Annotated in this window: 16 protein-coding genes; all 16 read right to left on the bottom strand. The window is 66.0% G+C overall.

Annotated elements, in window-relative coordinates; translation table 11 throughout:
- The 16 genes from EKN06_RS10335 to EKN06_RS10410 all read right to left on the bottom strand — a co-directional run bounded on the left by EKN06_RS10335 (position 1) and on the right by EKN06_RS10410 (position 17215).
- Positions 1–951: a cell division protein FtsQ/DivIB gene (locus tag EKN06_RS10335; protein WP_127612834.1), complete on the bottom strand. Its 951-nt coding sequence runs from the start codon at positions 949–951 to the stop codon at positions 1–3.
- On the bottom strand, positions 948–1916 hold the full coding sequence (gene murB, locus EKN06_RS10340) for a UDP-N-acetylmuramate dehydrogenase (RefSeq protein WP_127612835.1): 969 nt from the start codon (positions 1914–1916) through the stop codon (positions 948–950). The genes EKN06_RS10335 and murB overlap by 4 nt, the downstream gene beginning before the upstream one ends.
- Positions 1916–3352, bottom strand: coding sequence for a UDP-N-acetylmuramate--L-alanine ligase (murC, locus tag EKN06_RS10345; protein ID WP_127612836.1), 1437 nt, complete (start codon positions 3350–3352; stop codon positions 1916–1918). The genes murB and murC overlap by 1 nt, the downstream gene beginning before the upstream one ends.
- Positions 3349–4521, bottom strand: coding sequence for an undecaprenyldiphospho-muramoylpentapeptide beta-N-acetylglucosaminyltransferase (gene murG, locus EKN06_RS10350; RefSeq protein WP_127612837.1), 1173 nt, complete (start codon positions 4519–4521; stop codon positions 3349–3351). The genes murC and murG overlap by 4 nt, the downstream gene beginning before the upstream one ends.
- Before the next feature lie 25 nt (positions 4522–4546).
- Positions 4547–5773: an FtsW/RodA/SpoVE family cell cycle protein gene (locus EKN06_RS10355; protein ID WP_127612838.1), complete on the bottom strand. Its 1227-nt coding sequence runs from the start codon at positions 5771–5773 to the stop codon at positions 4547–4549.
- Positions 5770–7113 (bottom strand): UDP-N-acetylmuramoyl-L-alanine--D-glutamate ligase, encoded by a 1344-nt coding sequence (murD, locus tag EKN06_RS10360; RefSeq protein ID WP_420810791.1) that lies wholly within the window; start codon positions 7111–7113, stop codon positions 5770–5772. The genes EKN06_RS10355 and murD overlap by 4 nt, the downstream gene beginning before the upstream one ends.
- Positions 7114–7130: 17 nt before the next feature.
- Complete coding sequence (gene mraY, locus EKN06_RS10365; RefSeq protein ID WP_127612840.1) at positions 7131–8192, bottom strand: phospho-N-acetylmuramoyl-pentapeptide-transferase; 1062 nt, start codon at positions 8190–8192, stop codon at positions 7131–7133.
- 181 nt (positions 8193–8373) lie between these two features.
- Entirely contained in the window at positions 8374–9321 is a 948-nt protein-coding gene (locus EKN06_RS10370) for a hypothetical protein (RefSeq protein ID WP_127612841.1), read from the bottom strand.
- Positions 9318–10793 carry a UDP-N-acetylmuramoyl-L-alanyl-D-glutamate--2,6-diaminopimelate ligase gene (locus EKN06_RS10375; RefSeq protein WP_127612842.1) on the bottom strand — a complete coding sequence of 492 codons (1476 nt, stop codon included), beginning with the start codon at positions 10791–10793 and terminating at the stop codon, positions 9318–9320. Before EKN06_RS10375 ends, EKN06_RS10370 begins: the two co-directional genes overlap by 4 nt.
- Complete coding sequence (locus tag EKN06_RS10380) at positions 10793–12565, bottom strand: peptidoglycan D,D-transpeptidase FtsI family protein (RefSeq protein ID WP_127612843.1); 1773 nt, start codon at positions 12563–12565, stop codon at positions 10793–10795. The genes EKN06_RS10375 and EKN06_RS10380 overlap by 1 nt, the downstream gene beginning before the upstream one ends.
- Positions 12565–13191: a hypothetical protein gene (locus tag EKN06_RS10385; RefSeq protein ID WP_127612844.1), complete on the bottom strand. Its 627-nt coding sequence runs from the start codon at positions 13189–13191 to the stop codon at positions 12565–12567. Before EKN06_RS10385 ends, EKN06_RS10380 begins: the two co-directional genes overlap by 1 nt.
- Positions 13188–14162 carry a 16S rRNA (cytosine(1402)-N(4))-methyltransferase RsmH gene (rsmH, locus tag EKN06_RS10390; RefSeq protein WP_127612845.1) on the bottom strand — a complete coding sequence of 325 codons (975 nt, stop codon included), beginning with the start codon at positions 14160–14162 and terminating at the stop codon, positions 13188–13190. The genes EKN06_RS10385 and rsmH overlap by 4 nt, the downstream gene beginning before the upstream one ends.
- The gene (locus tag EKN06_RS10395) at positions 14159–14662 is read right to left on the bottom strand and encodes a division/cell wall cluster transcriptional repressor MraZ (RefSeq protein WP_127612846.1); all 504 of its coding nucleotides are present in this window, start codon (positions 14660–14662) and stop codon (positions 14159–14161) included. The genes rsmH and EKN06_RS10395 overlap by 4 nt, the downstream gene beginning before the upstream one ends.
- 356 nt (positions 14663–15018) lie before the next feature.
- Positions 15019–15813 carry a Gldg family protein gene (locus EKN06_RS10400; protein ID WP_127612847.1) on the bottom strand — a complete coding sequence of 265 codons (795 nt, stop codon included), beginning with the start codon at positions 15811–15813 and terminating at the stop codon, positions 15019–15021.
- Between the two features lie 5 nt (positions 15814–15818).
- Positions 15819–16214 carry a hypothetical protein gene (locus EKN06_RS10405; protein WP_127612848.1) on the bottom strand — a complete coding sequence of 132 codons (396 nt, stop codon included), beginning with the start codon at positions 16212–16214 and terminating at the stop codon, positions 15819–15821.
- Positions 16214–17215, bottom strand: coding sequence for a cysteine synthase A (locus EKN06_RS10410; protein ID WP_127612849.1), 1002 nt, complete (start codon positions 17213–17215; stop codon positions 16214–16216). Before EKN06_RS10410 ends, EKN06_RS10405 begins: the two co-directional genes overlap by 1 nt.
- Positions 17216–17246: the final 31 nt, after the last annotated feature.

The raw sequence follows: 17246 nt of genomic DNA on the forward strand, positions 1-17246 counted from the left end.
TCAGTCCCCGCCTGCCTTGCGCGCCGTTTCCGCCGCGAGCTGCTTTGCCTCTGCCCGCGCCGCGCGGTCTTCTTCCGCCCGCCCCGGCACACGCATGTAAATCTTGCTGGTGTCGCGCATGTCGAAAACCGCGACCTTGCCGCCCAGCATGCGGTTCATCCCGTCCATCTGGGCAAAGGCGACGAGCGCGTCGGCGGCCTCTTCCTCTCCTTCGGGCAGGGCGATGACCTGATCGGTCGAAAACGTCAGGTTCCAGCGGCGATTGCCGATCCATTCGGCCCCGCGCACCTGTTTCTGCAAGGCGGGCGCGGCATCCAACAGGATGGCAAGATCGGCTGCCCGTTCGGCCGCGCCGTCACCCTTCATTACCAGCATATTTTCCGCCCTGGACGCAGGCACGGGTTCCAACCTGTGGCCCGACGGGTCGATCAGCACGAACTTCTCGCCCTGTTGCAGCACCGCATGGGGCGTGCGTTCGATCACGTCGATGACCAGCGTATCGGGCAATTGCCGCGACACCCGCGCATCGCGCACCCATGGCAGCAGGACGAGTTCGTCACGCAGCGCCGATACGTCGAGCCGTGTCATCGGCTGCGCCTGCGCGGCGATGGCGCGGCGGTAGATTTCCTGTTCGTCCATGCGTTCGACGCCGTGCACTTCGACTCGGCGCACGGCAAAACCGGTGTCGGCAGCAAGCCGCCCGATCTTGTCGTCGGCAAAGGCGGGCAGCCCCGATACGACCGCAAGAGCCCACAGAACCGCCATCGCGACGAGGACGATGAACCCTGTGAACAACCGCTGCAACGCGCGTTCCGACAGGCCCAGCGATCCGAACAGGGAATTGAGCAGCCCGCCGGTCCGCGCCTTGGCGCCTGCGACCGCGCGTTTCTTGCCACGGGCCGAAGCCGCGCGCCTGACGCCCTTGCCGCCGCGCTTGATCGTCGTGCTCATAAGGCGGGCACCACTTCGGTCGCGCCGAATTTGCCGACCCGGCGAATTTCCCATTCGAGAGTGATGCCCGAGTGTTCCTTGACTCGGCGGCGCACTTCTTCGCCCAGCATCTCGATGTCGGCGCTGGTCGCCTCGCCCCGGTTGATGAGGAAGTTGGTGTGCTTTTCGCTGACCTGCGCATCGCCGATGACCAGCCCGCGACAGCCCGCTTCGTCGACCAGCTTCCACGCAGACGTGCCTTCGGGGTTCTTGAACGTCGATCCGCCGGTTTTGGTGCGCAGCGGCTGCGATGCTTCGCGCGCTTCGGTGATGCGGTCCATTTCGGCCTGGATCGCGTCGGGCTCGCCCGCTTCGCCGCGCATGGTGGCGGACACGACGATCGCGCCTTCGGGCAGGTCCGAATGGCGATAGGTGTAGCCCATGTCGGCCAGCGCCAAAGTCTTGCGCGATCCATCGCGCAGCACGACGCCGCAACTGGTGAGCACGTCCTTCACCTCTCGCCCATAGGCCCCGCCGTTCATCCGCACGAATCCGCCGACGGTGCCGGGAATGGATTTCAGGAATTCGAGCCCCGCCACGCCCGCATTCCGCGCGCAAGAACTGGCGAGCACACCGGGCGTGCCGCCGCCGAATCGCAGGGTGTTGTCGCCCAGCACTTCGGCTTCCGAAAAATGCTTGCCCAGCCGAACCACGACGCCGGGAACGCCGCCGTCGCGCACGATCATGTTCGACCCAAGGCCCAACCCCATGACCGGCACCCATTCGGGCAGCGCGGCAAGGAAAGCGGCAAGATCGTCGGCATCTTCGGGTTCGAAAAGCAGTTCGGCAGGGCCCCCGCTCTTGAACCAGGTCAGTTTGGCGAGCGGGGCGTTGGCGGCCAGTTTCCCGCGCGGCGCAGGGATAGTGAATTCCCCACCGTCGAGCGTGATGGCCAGCCTGTTACCCTGTTCGCCGATCTTGGCCATCAGCCCGCTTTCCGCGCGTTGATGGCGTCGGCAAGACCCGCGGCCCATTTGGTGATGTCGCCTGCGCCAAGGCACACGACCTGATCGCCCGGCTCCACCGTCCCGGCCAGCGCGTCGGCCAAAGCGTCGGCGCTGTCCACCACCCTGACGGCGTGATGGCCGCGATCCTTCAAACCGGCGACGAGAGCGGCGGCGTCAATGCCCTCTATCGGCTGTTCGCCCGCCGGATAGACCGGGGTGATATAAACGACATCGGCGTCGTTGAACGCCTGCTGGAATTCGGCCATGTGATCGCGCAGGCGGGTAAACCGGTGCGGTTGTGCCACCGCGATGACGCGGCCGCCATGACCCGTGCCCGATGCCCCTTCGCGCGCGGCGGCCAGCACGGCGCGGATTTCGACCGGGTGATGGCCGTAATCGTCGATAACCAGCGCGGGTTCGGCTCCGGTCGCGATCTCGCCCACCTTGGTGAAGCGGCGCTTGACCCCGGTGAAACGGGAAAACCCGTCCTGAATGGTGAAGTGCGGGCACTGCATTTCCAACGCCACGGCAATAGCGGCCAGTGCGTTCTGCACGTTGTGCCGCCCAGCCATCGGCAATTCGACGCCTTCGATCCGGTCGATATGACCGTCGCGGTGGCGCACCGCCACGTCGAACCGGTTGCCGCCGGGATAGGGCTGAACGTTTTCGCCGCGCACGTCTGCCTGCGCCGAAAAGCCATAAGTGACGACGCGGCGGTCGCGGATCTTGGGCAGGATCGACTGCACTTCGGGATGATCTATGCACAGCACCGCCGCACCATAGAACGGTACGTTCTCGATGAATTCGACGAAGGCGTCCTTCACCGCGTCGAAGCTGCCGTAATGGTCGAGATGTTCGGGATCGATGTTGGTGACCACCGCGATCTGCCCATCGAGCCGCAGGAACGAGCCGTCGCTTTCGTCCGCTTCGACCACCATCCATTCGCTTTCGCCGACGCGGGCGTTCGAGCCATAGGAATTGATGATGCCGCCGTTGATGACGGTCGGGTCGACGCCGCCCGCGTCCAGCAGGGCCGCGATCATCGATGTGGTTGTCGTCTTGCCATGCGTGCCCGCGACCGCGACCGTGCGTTTCAGCCGCATCAGTTCGGCCAGCATTTCGGCGCGGCGCACGACGGGTATGCGGTTTTCCAATGCCGCGACCACTTCGGGATTGTCGCGCCGTACCGCCGTTGACGTGACCAGCACCGCAACGCCGTCGAGATTCTCGCCCTTTTGCCCGATCATCACGGGGATGCCCTTGGCGCGCAGACCTTCGACGACATAACTTTCGTTGATGTCCGACCCCTGCACCGAATAGCCGAGGTTGTGCATCACTTCGGCGATGCCCGACATGCCGATCCCGCCGATCCCGGCAAAATGGATCGTGCCGATATCGTTCGAAACACCTTTCATGCCGCTGCTCCCGCCGTGCGCGTGCCGGCTTCCATGGCAGCCCCGCGGCCCATCCGGATCACGTCCATCAGCGGCGCACCGCCAAAGCTTTCGACAAGATCTGCAAGATCCTTTGCCGCATCGGGCCGCCCGCAGTTCCACGCCATGTGCGCGGCATTGCCCAACGCTTCGGGATCGGCGGCCATCGCCTCGATCTGGCGGGCCAGTTCGTCGGGCGTGAACTTGTCCTGCCGGATCGAGCGTGCACCGCCCGCATCGGCCATGTCGCGGGCATTGGCGGCTTGATGATCGTCGGTTGCGATGGGCAGCGGGATCAGGATGGCGGGGCGACCCACGGCGGTCAGTTCCGCGATGGTCGACGCGCCCGCGCGCCCGATGAACAAGTGCGCATCGGCCAGACGTTCGGCCATGTCTTCGAAATATGTGCCCAGTTCGGCGGGAATCTCGTGGCGCTTGTACGCGTCGCGCACCGCTTCGATATCGGCGGCGCGGCACTGCTGCGTCACCTGCAGCCGGTGGCGGATGCTTTCGGGCAACAGCGCCAGTCCGTCGGGCACGACCTTCGACAGGATCGCCGCGCCCTGACTGCCGCCGGTGACCAGCACGCGCAGCAAGCCGTTGGCGGTAAATGCGGGATAGGGCCGGTCGCGCAACGTCAGCACTTCGGCGCGTACCGGATTGCCGATCAGGTGCACTTTGTCCGCGCAACCTTCGGGCATGCGTTCGACCCGGGCATAGGCGGTGGCGATCGCGGCGGCTTTTTTGGCCAGGAACCGGTTCACCCGGCCCAGCACCGCGTTCTGTTCGTGGATCACTGCCGGAACGCGCGCGGCGCGGGCGGCAAGCAATGTCGGCAGCGCGGGATAGCCGCCGAAACCGACGACCGCGCTGGGTCCGAATTCGCGCAACAGCGAAAGCGCCAGCCCCCGCCCCTTCCAGATCGCGAACAAGGCGCGGACGCGGGCGAACACGCCGCCCTGCATGCGGCCTGCGGGCAGGACATGAACGTCCAGTCCATCGGGCACGCCAGGAATGGCCCGCCCCCGTTCGTCGGTGACAAGCGCGACCCGGTGCCCGCGCGCAAGCAGTTCGCTTGCCAGCGCAAAGGCCGGGATCATGTGTCCGCCGGTTCCCCCGGCGGCCAGTACGAAGTGGCGCGACACGCTCATCGCATCCATCCTGAAACCGACACCATTATCTCCTGTGCCCCATCGGCAGTCCGTCGCGCGTCAGATAGGGGTTCCGGCGCGTTACCGCCAGCAACAGTCCCACTGTCAGGCACAAGGCGATCATCGACGAACCGCCATAGGATATGAGCGGCAAGGTCATGCCCTTGGACGGGAACAGTTGCAGGTTCACGGCCATGTTGATGAACGCCTGTCCGCCCAGCAAGGCGGCAAGCCCGGTGCCCGACAGCAGCGTGAAAAGATCGTCCTCACCCGCCAGCCGCCACAGGACGCGCACCACCAATGCGCAGAACAGCAGCGCGATGCCCGCCACCGCAACCAGCCCGAATTCCTCTCCGATCACGGACAGGATATAGTCGGTGTGCGCTTCGGGCAGGATGTTCTTGCGCTCGCCCATCCACAGGCCGCGGCCGAACCATCCGCCGCTGGTCAGCGTCTTGTTGGCGATGTCGACCTGGCTATAGGCTTCACTGCCGCCAAGGAACGCGTCGATGCGATGCCGCGCGTTGTCGTAGAAGAAATAAGCCCCGACCACGAGCGTGACTATCCCGCCCACTGCCCAGCCCACCCGCTGCAACGGCATGCCGACCGTGACAACCAGCACGAACCACACCCCGCACAACAGGATCGCGGTACCGAAGTCTGGCTGCAGCATCAGCAAGATGCACGACACCGCCAGCACCGCGCCCGACAGGACCATCACCGGCAATTGCGGATCGCGCACCCGCCACGACAGAATCCACGCGCACAGAATGGTGAACGCGGGCTTGTAGAATTCGGAAGGCTGGAACCCGACCCCTAGCCGGATCCAGCGCCGCGCGCCGTTCACTTCCGCCCCGACAAAGGGCACCGCGACCAAAAGCAGGAACATGCCCGACGCCAGCACGATCGCGAACCGGCGCGCCGATTCGCGTGGCAGCAGGCTCGATGCGACCATCACCCCGATCCCCATCACGAGATAGGCGAGGTGCATCCAGAAGAAGTGCAAATCGGTCAGCGTAGTTTCCGCCGTGGACAGGCGCCGCGCGCTGGCGGCGGACCCTGCGGCCACACCGATCACGCCCGCCATCATCAGCGCGGCAACGATGCCGAGCAGTACCTTGTCGATCTCACGCCACCAGACGGTGAGTTCGTGCCAGCGGCCCTTGCGTCGGGGCGACTGGCGACGGGCGATATGCACGCCGCCTGCGCCGCGCTGAAAATTTTCGTTTTCGAATTGCGGCGTCACGCTCATCGCGCGTCTCCCCCAAGCGAATGGACCATGCTGACAAAAGCCTCGCCCCGCTTTTCGTAATCGCGGAACTGGTCGAAACTGGCGCATGCCGGGCTGAGCAGGACGACATCGCCCGGCCGCGCGGCGGCGGCGGCGGCGCGAACCGCCTCTGCCATCAGTTCGCTGCGCACGACGCGCGGCACCCGGCCTTCGAGCAGGTCCGCGAACATCGCGCCAGCTTCCCCGATGGTATAGGCGGTGGCGACATGGCCCAGATGCGGTTCGATTTCGCCCAGCGTATCGCCCTTGGGCAGACCGCCGACGATCCAGTGAATGCGCGGACCCGCATCGTCCGGCGCGAACGCCGCCAGCGCCGGTGCGGTGGAGGCCGGATTGGTCGCTTTGGAATCGTTGATGAACAGCACGCCGCCGATGGTGGCCACCCGCTCCATCCGGTGGGGCAGGCCGGGAAAGCTTTTCAACCCTGCGGCGATCACGTTGTCGTCCAGCCCCAGCCGACGCGCGGTGGCGACAGCGGCAGCAGCATTGCCGAGATTGTGCGGACCCTGCAGCGCGGGCCAGTCGGACTGATCGCCGGGCAGCGCGACATCCTCGATCACCACCGGTGCGCGGTGTTCCAGCGCGCGGGCGACCGGGCGGATGTCCATCAGCGAATGGCGGTCGACGATGGCCAGCCCCTTGCCATGCTGCATTTCGAACAGGCGCGCTTTCGACGCGGCATATCCGACAAACCCGTCGTCATAGCGGTCGAGATGATCGGGCGAGATATTGAGAAGGATGGCAACGTCGCACTCCAGCGTGCGCGTCAGGTCGATCTGATAGCTCGAAAGTTCGAGCACATAGGTGCCGGCGGCCGGCAATGGTTCGGTTCCCAAGATCGGAATGCCGATATTCCCGCCCAGCCGTGCGATCTGCCCCGCGCTTTCCAGCAAGTGGTGGATCAGCGCGGTGGTGGTCGATTTGCCGTTGGTGCCGGTGATGCCGATCACGCGGTGCGGCGGCAGGTGCGGACGGGCCAGTGCGAACAGTTCGATGTCGCCGATCAGCGGCACGTTGGCGCTGCGTGCGACACCTGCGATGGGATGGGCATTGATCGGCACGCCGGGCGATACGACGATGCCGTTGCAGCCCCTGACGCTTTGCGCCGTCAATTCCGCGATTTCGCAAAGGCCCGTATTGTCCGACAGCATGGCCTGCGCCGCTTCGCGCGCATCGGCACTGCGATCCCATGCCACGACCTGCGCGCCCGCACGGCACAGCGCGCAGATGGTCGCCAGCCCCGTGCGCGCCAACCCCAGCACCGCATAGCGCGTTCCGGCAAAAACCGCCTCCGGCAGGATCGATGCGGCGTGTTCGCTCATCGCACTTTCAGCGTCGCAAGGCCGATGACCGCCAGCACGATCGATACGATCCAGAACCGGATGACCACGGTGCTTTCGGCCCAGCCCTTCTGTTCGAAGTGATGGTGGATCGGCGCCATGCGGAAAATCCGCTTGCCGGTCCGCTTGAACCAGAACACCTGCACGATGACCGAAACCGCCTCCAGCACGAACAGGCCGCCGACGATCGCCAGCACGACTTCGTGGTGCGCCGCGACCGCGATGACACCCAGTGCGCCGCCAAGCGCGAGCGAACCGGTGTCGCCCATGAACACCGCGGCGGGTGGCGCATTGAACCACAGGAAGGCAAGCCCCGCGCCGATGATAGCGGCGCAAAGGATGGCGAGTTCGCCCGCGCCTTCGACATAGGGGATCCCGAGATAAGTCGCGAAATCGGTCCGGCCGACGAGATAGGCGATGATCGCGAACGTGCCGCTAGCGATGATGACCGGCATGATCGCCAGCCCGTCCAGCCCGTCGGTCAGGTTCACGGCATTGCCCGCACCCACGATCACGAACGCGGCAAAAACGTAATAGAATGGCCCCAGCGGAATGCCGAAGGTCATGAACGGCAGGTACAGCACCGTGTCATCGACCACCAGCCACGCGGCAAGCCCGGCGACCGCGAATTCGAAAGTCAGCCGCACCTTGCCCGAAACGCCTTTGTGGCTGCGCTTCGTCACCTTGTCGTAATCGTCGAAGAACCCGATCGCGCCGAACCCGATGGTCACCGCGATGCAGGCCCACACCATCCAGCTGGTCAGGTCCATCCACAGGAGCATCGAAATCAGCACCGACGTCAGGATCAGCAATCCGCCCATCGTCGGCGTGCCGCGCTTGGCCAGATGCGTCTGCGGCCCGTCCAGACGGATCGGCTGCCCCTTGCCTTGGCTGACGCGGAGGTATCCGATGAAGCGCGGGCCGATGATCATGCCGATGGTCAGCGCGGTCAGCAGGCAGGCGCCCGCCCGAAAGCTCTGATATCGGATTAGGTTGGCCAGCCCTTCGAATTCGAACAACTGGGCAAGAAGGTACAGCATCGGCGCTCCTCAAGTGCGGGCGGGGCACATCCGGCGGGCCACGCGCAACATGGCGGCAGGATCACCATGCTGCCATGCGCGAAGCGGCCCGCCTTGTGAAGCGGGCCGCTCTCTATTTCCCCAGCGGGTCGGCCTAGCTCCCTCGCGGTTCGGCTGGCACAGACCGGTCATGCCGCCGCGATCACACCGCGACGGCCCGGCGTTGCGGTTCGGACGCGCCCGGCTGCATGGCCAGCGCCGCACAACCGAGCGATGCGCCCGCCGCGCGCATCGCGCCGAACACGGCAAGGCTGCCACATGCATCGCCGAACCTGTCGCCAAGAGCATAGCACATGCGCTGGCCCATGATTTCGGTCGTCACCAGCCAGCCGCCAGTCGCACCGCGCACGGCATCGAGCAGGCAGATGTCAGCGCTGGCCTTGCGGCCATAACCGAAGACCTGCGCGCCAGCGTCAAGCGCGGCGGCGCGCCATGCTGCGAAATCGGGGTGATCGGCGGGCAGCACGGCCGCACCGCCCGATTGCAGCGATCCGCTGGCGCGGATGCCTTCGGCCCGGCCCAGTTCGCGACCGCCCATGAACAGGTGCGGGCGCAAGCGATCGATCGACGGCGCCCCGCCGATTGCGAACAGCGCGTGGCTGCGATCCGCGGCCAGCCCGGCGAGCCCTGCATCGAGCCCGTCTTCGGCAGACGCGGCATAAGCCAGCCCGCGGCTTGCGCGATCCAGCGCGTCGAGCAGCACGTCGGGGGCCACGTCGCCGGCAAATCCAGCATGGGCGATGATGGTCGCACGCGCCCGGTTCCGCGCCGCACGGGCCAGTTTCGCCAGAGCGACATCGATATCGTCGACCTGCACATGCGCGCCGCGCACGGGCCGGGTGCTGACGACACCGACCGCGCCGCGAGCTAGTGCTGCGACCGCGTCCACTTCGCCGCGTGCGAAATATAGCGCGCCGGGGAGCACTTTGGCCGGGCTCATCGCAATCGAATGCGCCGCGAATTCGCCATGCGCGATGCCGCCGACAGACAGCGCCACCGTGTGCGCGCGCCAGAGCGTTCGATAGGCGGTCCCCTCGCTTTCCTCGATAATCGCGCGGCGGGTATCGTTCGGAACAGGCTGGGCACTCATGCGGCACACTCCCTGGCTACGGTGACGTCGTCGAATGGGTGGACGCGGGTGGCCTCTCCGCGACCATAAATCTGGCCTTGTTCGTGGCCCTTGCCGGCGATCAGGACGATGTCGCCCTTGCCTGCCTGTGCGATCGCGGTGGCGATGGCTTCGCGCCGCCCAGCGATTTCAGCGATATTGTCCGCCGCGCCCGCACCCGCCACGATGGCAGCGCGGATCGCTTCGGGGTCTTCGCCGCGCGGGTTGTCGTCGGTCACTATGGCGACCTCGGAATGCGCGGCCACGATTTCGCCCATCGGCGCGCGCTTGCCGGTATCGCGGTCGCCGCCTGCGCCGAACACGGTGATGAGCCGGCCCGTGACATGGGGGCGCAGCGCAAAAATCGCGGCTTCGAGCGCGTCGGGCGTGTGCGCGTAATCGACATAGACGGGCGCGCCGGCCCGGTTGATCGCCGCGCGTTCCAACCGCCCGCGAACGGGTTGCAGCCGGGACAGGCAGTCGAACACCTGCTTCGCCATCGGCCCTGCATCGTCCGCCGTCGCCAGCACCAAACCCGCCGCGACGAGCGCGTTGGCCGACTGATAGGCGCCGATCAACGGAAGGCGCACGGCATATTCGTCGCCTGCGTAAGCCAGCTTCAGATCCTGACCCAGTTCGGTCGGCGTGCGATCGAGCAGGCGGATGCCCGGATTGGCGGCATCCGCCTGCTCGCCCACAGCGAACAAGTGCAGACCCCGCCGGCGCACATGTTCGCAGACCGCGCCACTGCGCGGATCGTCCATCCATACTACAGCCGATCCACCGTCGGATACGACCTCATCGAAAAGGCGCATCTTGGCGGCGAAGTAGGCCTCCATGTCGGCATGGTAGTCGAGATGGTCGCGGGAAAGGTTGGTGAAGGCCCCGGCGGCAACGCGCAGGCCTTCGTTGCGGAATTGCGATAGACCGTGGCTCGATGCTTCGTAGGCGACATGCGTCACCCCTTCGCGGGCCAATCCGGTCATGTTCGACAGGAACGTGACGATATCAGGCGTGGTCAGCCCGGTCGAAACGCTTTCGTCGGGCGTGGTAACGCCCAGCGTGCCGATCGACGCGGCGGAATATCCGCACATGCGCCAGATCTGGCGGGTCATTTCGACGGTGCTGGTCTTGCCGTTGGTGCCGGTGACGGCAACTACGGTGGCGGGCTGCGGGGTGAAGAACCCGGCGGCAAGTCGCGCGAAAGCCTGGCGCGGTTCGTCGGATGCGATGTGGATCGCGCCGTCGACCTCGACACCGGGACGCGCGACGATTGCGATGGCTCCGGCGGCGATAGCGGCGGGGATGAAATCCTCGCCATTGGCCTCGCTGCCCCGGAATGCGCCGAACACGGTGCCGGGCGCGACCTTGCGGTTGTCGATGGCGAAGCCGGTGACGTCAGCGTCGCCGTCGATCGCAATGCCCGCCTTTTGCGCCAGCGCCGAAAGCTTCATCAGTGCGCGCCCCCGTGTTCGATCAGCGGGCGCACGTCGGTCAGGTCGATATCGCGATTTTCGTCGGGGTACACGCCCAGCATCGGGCCGATGCGCGGGACGATCCGGCCAACGGCGGCAGCCGCGTTCCACGCCGCGGTGCGCTGATAGCTGGTTGCCGCCGTGCCCTTGGGTTCGTCGTACATCGTGATCACGACAAAGCGCGGATTGTCCATCGGGAAGGCAGCGGCGAACGTGGTGACAAGCGATGTGCGATTATAGCCACCCGCACCCGGCTTTTCGGCAGAGCCGGTCTTGCCGCCCAGCCGGAAGCCCGGGGCGTCGGCCTTGCGGCCCGTGCCGTCGGTCACGATCATGCGGAGCAGCTGGCGCATGCGGGCGCTGGTCGCTTCCTTGAACACGCGGCGGCCCTTGGGCGCTTCGCCGGGCTTCACCTTCTTCAGCGTCGCCGGCCGCCAGATGCCGCCGTTGACCATCGTCGCATAGGCGCTGGCCAGGTGCAGAGGCGTAACCGCGATGCCGTGGCCATACGACACCGTCATCGTCGTCAGGCGAGGCCATTCGCCGCTGCGCCAGATCGGGAAACCGCGCGCGGGCAGTTCGATGTAGGGACGCTCGTTGAAGCCGAGCTTTTCCATCATCTTCTTCATGCGGACGCTGCCCAGTTCGTCGGCGATCTGCGCGGTGCCGATGTTCGACGAATGGATCAGGATTTCCGGCACGTTCAGATGCTGGCCGATGGTGTGACTGTCGCGGATAGAAAAGCGCCCGACGCGCAACGGCGCGCCCGCCGGAAAGGTGCGGCCAAGATTGGTGATGACGCCTGCGTCGATCGCGGCGGCGATCGTCAGCGGCTTGAACGTCGACCCGAGTTCATAGACCTGGTTCGTCACCCGGTTGAACATCAGGGCCATGCCCTTTTCATCGATGTGATTGGGATCGAAACTGGGCAGCGATGCCATCGCGACGACTTCGCCAGTATCGACATCCATGACGATACCGCCCGCGCCCTTGGCCTGCGCCAGACCCATGCCGCGCAGCAATTCATCTTCCAGCGCGGCCTGGACGCGGGTGTCGATGGCAAGAACCTGTTCGCTGCCGCGCGTTTCGGGATCGCTCAGCGACGTGTTGAACACTTCTTCCATGCCGACATGGCCCTTGCCGTCCGCACCGACATAGCCGAGCACGTGGGCGGCAAGATTGCCTTCGGGGTAATAGCGGCTGGGTTCGGCGGGCGGCGACAGCGCCGGTTCGCCGATGCGGAACACGCGGTTCGCCTCATCGGGCAGGATGCGGCGGCGCAAGTACTGCCCTTTGCCGCTGGCCAGCCTTTTTTCAAGGTCGGCCTCGTCCATGTCGGGGAAAATCTCGACCAGCTTGCGCGCAACTTCGCGCGGCGAACGGGTCAGCGGATCGCCGCCTTCCATCGCCTTGGGATTGAACCACAGGGCATAGGATTTAAAATCGCGCGCCAGCGGCACGCCATTGCGGTCGACGATCGTGCCGCGATCGGGCAGCAGGGCATTGCCGGCGGGCGTGAACGAACCGGTGCCACCGAACACCCCGATCATCGCCACGCGCAGCACCAGCACCGCCGTCGCCAGCGCAAAGGCAAAGGCGATCAGCGCGACGCGCTTGCGCGCCAGTGTCAGGGTCGTCGCACGAAGATCCGCCCGGCGCGACGGCGCGGGCGGCGATGCGTGAACCGAAATGCGGTGGCCGTGGCCATGCCCGGAAAGGCCCTGGGCCGTTCCGAGCGGTATCGATGCCATCAGCGCTGGCCCTCTGCGATCACCGAATCGAGGTCGAACCGGTCGGCAAATGACGCCGGGGCGGCGGACGCGGCCTTGACCGCCGACTTCACCGCGGTCTTCGCCATGGCTTGGGGCGCTTTGACGATTTCGCGCGCGACCAGCTGGCGCATCATGGTCGGCCCTTGGGCCAACCGGATCGGGGCGTCGATCTTGCCGGCATCGCCCTGCAACTCTGCCCGCGCGCTGTCGGCGCTGGCCATGCGGACCGGCGCGGCGTCGCCGGCGTCGGGCTCTGCGGGCAGTTGCGCGGCGGCGGCCATGCGGATGGGTTCAGCCTCGATGATCCGGACCGGCTTGCCCAGCGCGGCCAATTGCGCACGGCCGTCGAGGAACTGGCTCGCCTGCGGGGCGACATAGCCGAAGTCCACTTCGTTCCAGCGGACCAGCTGTTGCTGCCGGGCGCGAGTCTGGAATTCGGTTTCCAGCACCGCGATCTGCTGCTTGGTCGCGATGATCGCCTTTTCACGCTCCGCGATCTCGCTGTTCACGGCCTTCACCTGCAGCATGAGCACGAGGCTGAGCGCGGTAGCCAGCACGACGGCACCGGTCCAGAGCAGCGAATGCAGGCGGTTGCGGTGGGTCATGCGGAGATCCTCTCGGCGGCGGGACGTGCGGGAGCAGCGGTGCGGATAGCGGCGCGCAAGACGGCGGACCGGGCGCGCGGGTTGCGCGCCAGTTCGGCCTTGCCCGCGCGCACGGCCTTGGCGGGACGCTGAAACACCGGGGCATGGGCGGGCGCGACGTCGGGCATGTGGCGCGACGGCGCGGCGGCAGAGCCCGATGCGTCGCGCAGATAATGCTTCACGATGCGATCCTCGAGGCTGTGAAAGCTGACGACGGCAAGGCGTCCGCCTTCCTTCAGAAGTTCCTCCGACGCGGACAGCGCTGCGGCCAATTCGTCGAGTTCGCCGTTCACATGGATGCGGATGGCCTGGAAACTGCGAGTCGCCGGATCCTTGGGCGCGCCGGGGTAATATCCGAGCGCCTTGCGCACGACCTTGGCCAGTTGGCCGGTCGTTTCCAGCGGGCGCGAGGCGACGATGGCGCGGGCGACGCGGCGCGACTGACGTTCTTCACCATATTTGTACAGTACGTCGGCGATCGCTTCCTCGCTGGCGGTGTTCAGGAAATCGGCAGCGCTTTCGCCTTCCTGGCTCATGCGCATGTCGAGAGGGCCGTCGGAAGAGAAGGCAAACCCCCGTCCGGGCTGGTCGAGCTGCATGGAAGAAACGCCGATATCCATGACGACTCCATCCACTTGCGCCACACCGGCTTCGTGCATTGCGTCGGCCATTTCGGAAAAGCGACGGGGATGGAGCACCAGACGCGGGTTATCCCCGACGGTTTCTTCCCAACGGCTTCCGGCTGCGATCGCATCGGGGTCGCGGTCGAACCCGTGGACCGTCGCACCGGCGTCGAGCAGGGCGCGGGTGTAGCCGCCGGCGCCGAACGTGGCGTCGATGATGACGGAGCCGGGCCGCGGGGCAAGCGCGGCGACGACTTCGTCCAGGAGAACGGGGGTGTGTGGGGCCGTGGTGGCGGTGCCTTGCGTCACTTGCCGCCCCGCTTCGGCTTGTCGGTTTCGGCCATCATCGCGTTGCAGGCAGCCTTTGCCGCAGCCCAGTCGTCGCCCATTTCCATGAGCTTTGCCGGGTTCCAGATGGTGAAGAACGCGCCGCCGCCCTGAAAGAACACTTGTTCCTCCAGCCCGCCGAGGCCGACGAGATAGTCGGGCATGATAAAGCGGCCCGAATCGTCGAACGGCACTTCCATGAAACCGTAAAGCTGTGCGGAGCGGGTATCGCGGTCGAAATCCTTGTCGAGGCGCAAGGCGCGCTCTTCCTCGCGGTCGAGCTGTTCGTCGAGCTCGTCCATGCGCGAAAGGCCGAAACCGGTCAGGCAATCCCAACGGTCATGCTTGGCGACGCAGAGGATGCGCTGATCGTTCGAGCTGTCGCGGACGACCTTGCGGAAGGCCGGCGGCAACACGAAACGACCCTTTTCGCCGCGAAGCGAAAAGCCCTGTCCCCTGTAGCTGAATGGCCTTACCGCCACGAATACCCCAAGCCCTAGTGTCGATCCCGTCGGAACACAGCTTCCCCGCACCCGGTCGTGCCTTAGCGCGGCCCGGTACACCCCCAGCGGGTGCGGCAAACGAAGCGTTCCATGAACAGCAATGGTAATACCCCGGCTTTAGCGGGGATGAAAGGGGAAATTACGGGAAAATACGGTTTTACCGCACTCTACGGTGGAAATCCGTGGATTAGCACCTGGATTGCGATGCCAGGAATCGCCGAACAAGCCCCTCAATTCAAGGCGAATCCCGTGATTTCACGAGAGAATCGGTGTTGGGCCCGTGCCCGTCCCGTCATTTCCCCGGTGCGCGATTGCACGCGGCCGGCAAACGAGGCTCAAGTGGCCGTAGCGGGCCCTTCGGCAGCTTGAATAAGGTCGAAAAGCAGGCCCTCGCCCGCAGCTCCCGCGTTTTCCCCGTCGGCAAGGAAAGTCGCGTCAGCCATCAGCATGACCTTGCCCCCGCCCACGCGGCACCATGCGACAAGGCCCTCGCTGACCGATTGGCAATTGCTGTCGTGGCCGCCGTCGGCCAATTCGAAGCGTCCGCCGTCTTCGACCGGGAAATCGCGGGAGCCCCATCGGGCGATGTGATCGCCCCGCTCGTCCGGCAGGAGCCTCATACCCCAGCGGGCGAGGATAGGCGACAGCATCGAGATAGCTTCGGGTCGGCGGCGATCGCCAAATCCGTAATGGGAGTGCGCGTCGAGCATCGGGTCGACGATCAGCAGCACTCGGCCGCCCGCACGGACGAACGCGTCGAGCGCGACATTTTCCCCTGGCGAAAGCGCGCGGGGCTGCGCCATCACGATCGTGCCCGCTTCGGGCAGAGTCGCCAGCGTGTCGATGGGCACAAGGTCGTACCGGCTTTCCAGCGCGGTGCGGGCCCAGTGAACCTCTGCCGTTTGCGACAAGATGTCGCCAAGCCCCCCTTCGGACCACAGGATCGGCAGGCTGGTGAACAGCATCAGGTCCGGTTTTTCGGCACCCGGGCCGACGTCGGTTCCGGCGTCTGCCTCGGCCTCGGTCTGCGCGCCTGAATCTTCGACGGACTGATCGGTTTGGACCGGGGACGCGGAACAGGCCGCGAGCAGGAGAGGCACGACCAGCGTGATCGCCATGCGCCGAGACATGACCGTCAATTCCCGGCGGGAGCGGGCGGCGCGGCGGGCATGTCGCCTTGCGCTGCGGGCGGCATCTGGTCCGCGGGCAGATCGGGCACGACCACAGCTTCGCTGCCCGGCAGTTCGGGGGCGACGCCGATATCGACCAGCGGATCACTCGACTGTTCGTTCGCGGTTTCCTGTTGCGTCGTCGTGGTGCCGGTTTCGTCGGCCTTTTGCGCGCTTTCGAGGATGGAACCGGCGATGGCGACCAGGAACAGTACCGACAGCAATCCGCCGACGCCGACCTTGAGCCGATGCATCGCTTCGCCGCGCGTGCCGAACAGGCCCGATCCGGTTTCAACGCCGGCGGAAGCCGAAGCGGTGGCGCCGGGAACCGGAGTGCGGGAAAGGCGGCGGCGCGGCAGCATCAGTCGGCCAGCCAGGGAAATACGGGCAGGCCCTTTTGTTCAAGCCATGCGCGGTTGTAGAGGCTGGACAAGTAACGGAAACCGGTGTCGCACAGGATCGTCGCGACCCGCGCCGGACGGCCCAGCCGTTCGGTCAGTTCGCGCCCCAGCATCACCGCGCCCGCGACGTTGATGCCGCTCGACAAGCCGAGGCAAAGCCCTTCGTCGGCCAGCAGGCGACGGACCCATTCGATACCTTCTTCGTCCGAAATGCGATATTGCGTGTCGACCGGCGCACCTTCAAGATTGGCGGTGATGCGGCCCTGCCCGATCCCTTCGGCGACCGAAGATCCTTCGGACTTCAATTCGCCGTCGCGGTAATAGCTGTAGAGCGCCGCGCCGTGCGGGTCGGACAGGGCAATGGTGCAATTCTCGTCGAACGACTTCAGCCCCATGCCCACGCCCGCCAGCGTGCCACCGGTGCCGACGGCGCAAGTGAACCCGTCGATGGCGTGCTCCATCTGCTCCCACAGTTCGGGCGCGGTGGTTGCGATGTGGGCGCGGCGGTTGGCGATATTGTCGAACTGATTGGCCCAGACCGCGTTCTGCGTTTCTTCCGCAATCCGGCGGCTGGTGTGGACGAAATGGCCCGGATTGGAAAACGGCGCCGCGGGCACGAGCACGAGTTCGGCCCCCAGCGCGCGCAAGGTGTCCATCTTTTCCCGGCTTTGCGTTTCCGGCATGACGATCACCGTCTTGTAGCCCAGAGCATTGGCGACCAGCGCGATGCCGATGCCGGTATTGCCCGCCGTCCCTTCGACGATGGTGCCGCCCGGTTGCAGGATGCCGCGCTTTTCCGCGTCGCGCACGATCCACAGCGCCGCGCGGTCCTTTACCGACGCACCGGGGTTCATGAACTCGCACTTGCCGAATATTTCGCAACCCGCCGCCTCGCTCGGCCCGGCAAGGCGCACGAGCGGGGTGTTGCCGATCAGCGAAAGGGTGTCAGTAACGGTGTGCATATCACGCGGAGAGGTAGGACGCCGAACCTGT

Source organism: Croceicoccus ponticola, from assembly GCF_004004515.1.
Lineage (GTDB): Bacteria > Pseudomonadota > Alphaproteobacteria > Sphingomonadales > Sphingomonadaceae > Croceicoccus > Croceicoccus ponticola.

Excerpts from the sequence above, each read along its gene's own strand:
- EKN06_RS10335 (WP_127612834.1), bottom strand. The coding sequence starts at position 951 with ATGAGCACGACGATCAAGCGCGGCGGCAAGGGCGTCAGGCGCGCGGCT.
- murB (WP_127612835.1), bottom strand. The coding sequence starts at position 1,916 with ATGGCCAAGATCGGCGAACAGGGTAACAGGCTGGCCATCACGCTCGAC.
- murC (WP_127612836.1), bottom strand. The coding sequence starts at position 3,352 with ATGAAAGGTGTTTCGAACGATATCGGCACGATCCATTTTGCCGGGATC.
- murG (WP_127612837.1), bottom strand. The coding sequence starts at position 4,521 with ATGAGCGTGTCGCGCCACTTCGTACTGGCCGCCGGGGGAACCGGCGGA.
- EKN06_RS10355 (WP_127612838.1), bottom strand. The coding sequence starts at position 5,773 with ATGAGCGTGACGCCGCAATTCGAAAACGAAAATTTTCAGCGCGGCGCA.
- mraY (WP_127612840.1), bottom strand. The coding sequence starts at position 8,192 with ATGCTGTACCTTCTTGCCCAGTTGTTCGAATTCGAAGGGCTGGCCAAC.
- EKN06_RS10370 (WP_127612841.1), bottom strand. The coding sequence starts at position 9,321 with ATGAGTGCCCAGCCTGTTCCGAACGATACCCGCCGCGCGATTATCGAG.
- EKN06_RS10375 (WP_127612842.1), bottom strand. The coding sequence starts at position 10,793 with ATGAAGCTTTCGGCGCTGGCGCAAAAGGCGGGCATTGCGATCGACGGC.
- EKN06_RS10380 (WP_127612843.1), bottom strand. The coding sequence starts at position 12,565 with ATGGCATCGATACCGCTCGGAACGGCCCAGGGCCTTTCCGGGCATGGC.
- EKN06_RS10385 (WP_127612844.1), bottom strand. The coding sequence starts at position 13,191 with ATGACCCACCGCAACCGCCTGCATTCGCTGCTCTGGACCGGTGCCGTC.
- EKN06_RS10400 (WP_127612847.1), bottom strand. The coding sequence starts at position 15,813 with ATGTCTCGGCGCATGGCGATCACGCTGGTCGTGCCTCTCCTGCTCGCG.
- EKN06_RS10405 (WP_127612848.1), bottom strand. The coding sequence starts at position 16,214 with ATGCTGCCGCGCCGCCGCCTTTCCCGCACTCCGGTTCCCGGCGCCACC.
- EKN06_RS10410 (WP_127612849.1), bottom strand. The coding sequence starts at position 17,215 with ATGCACACCGTTACTGACACCCTTTCGCTGATCGGCAACACCCCGCTC.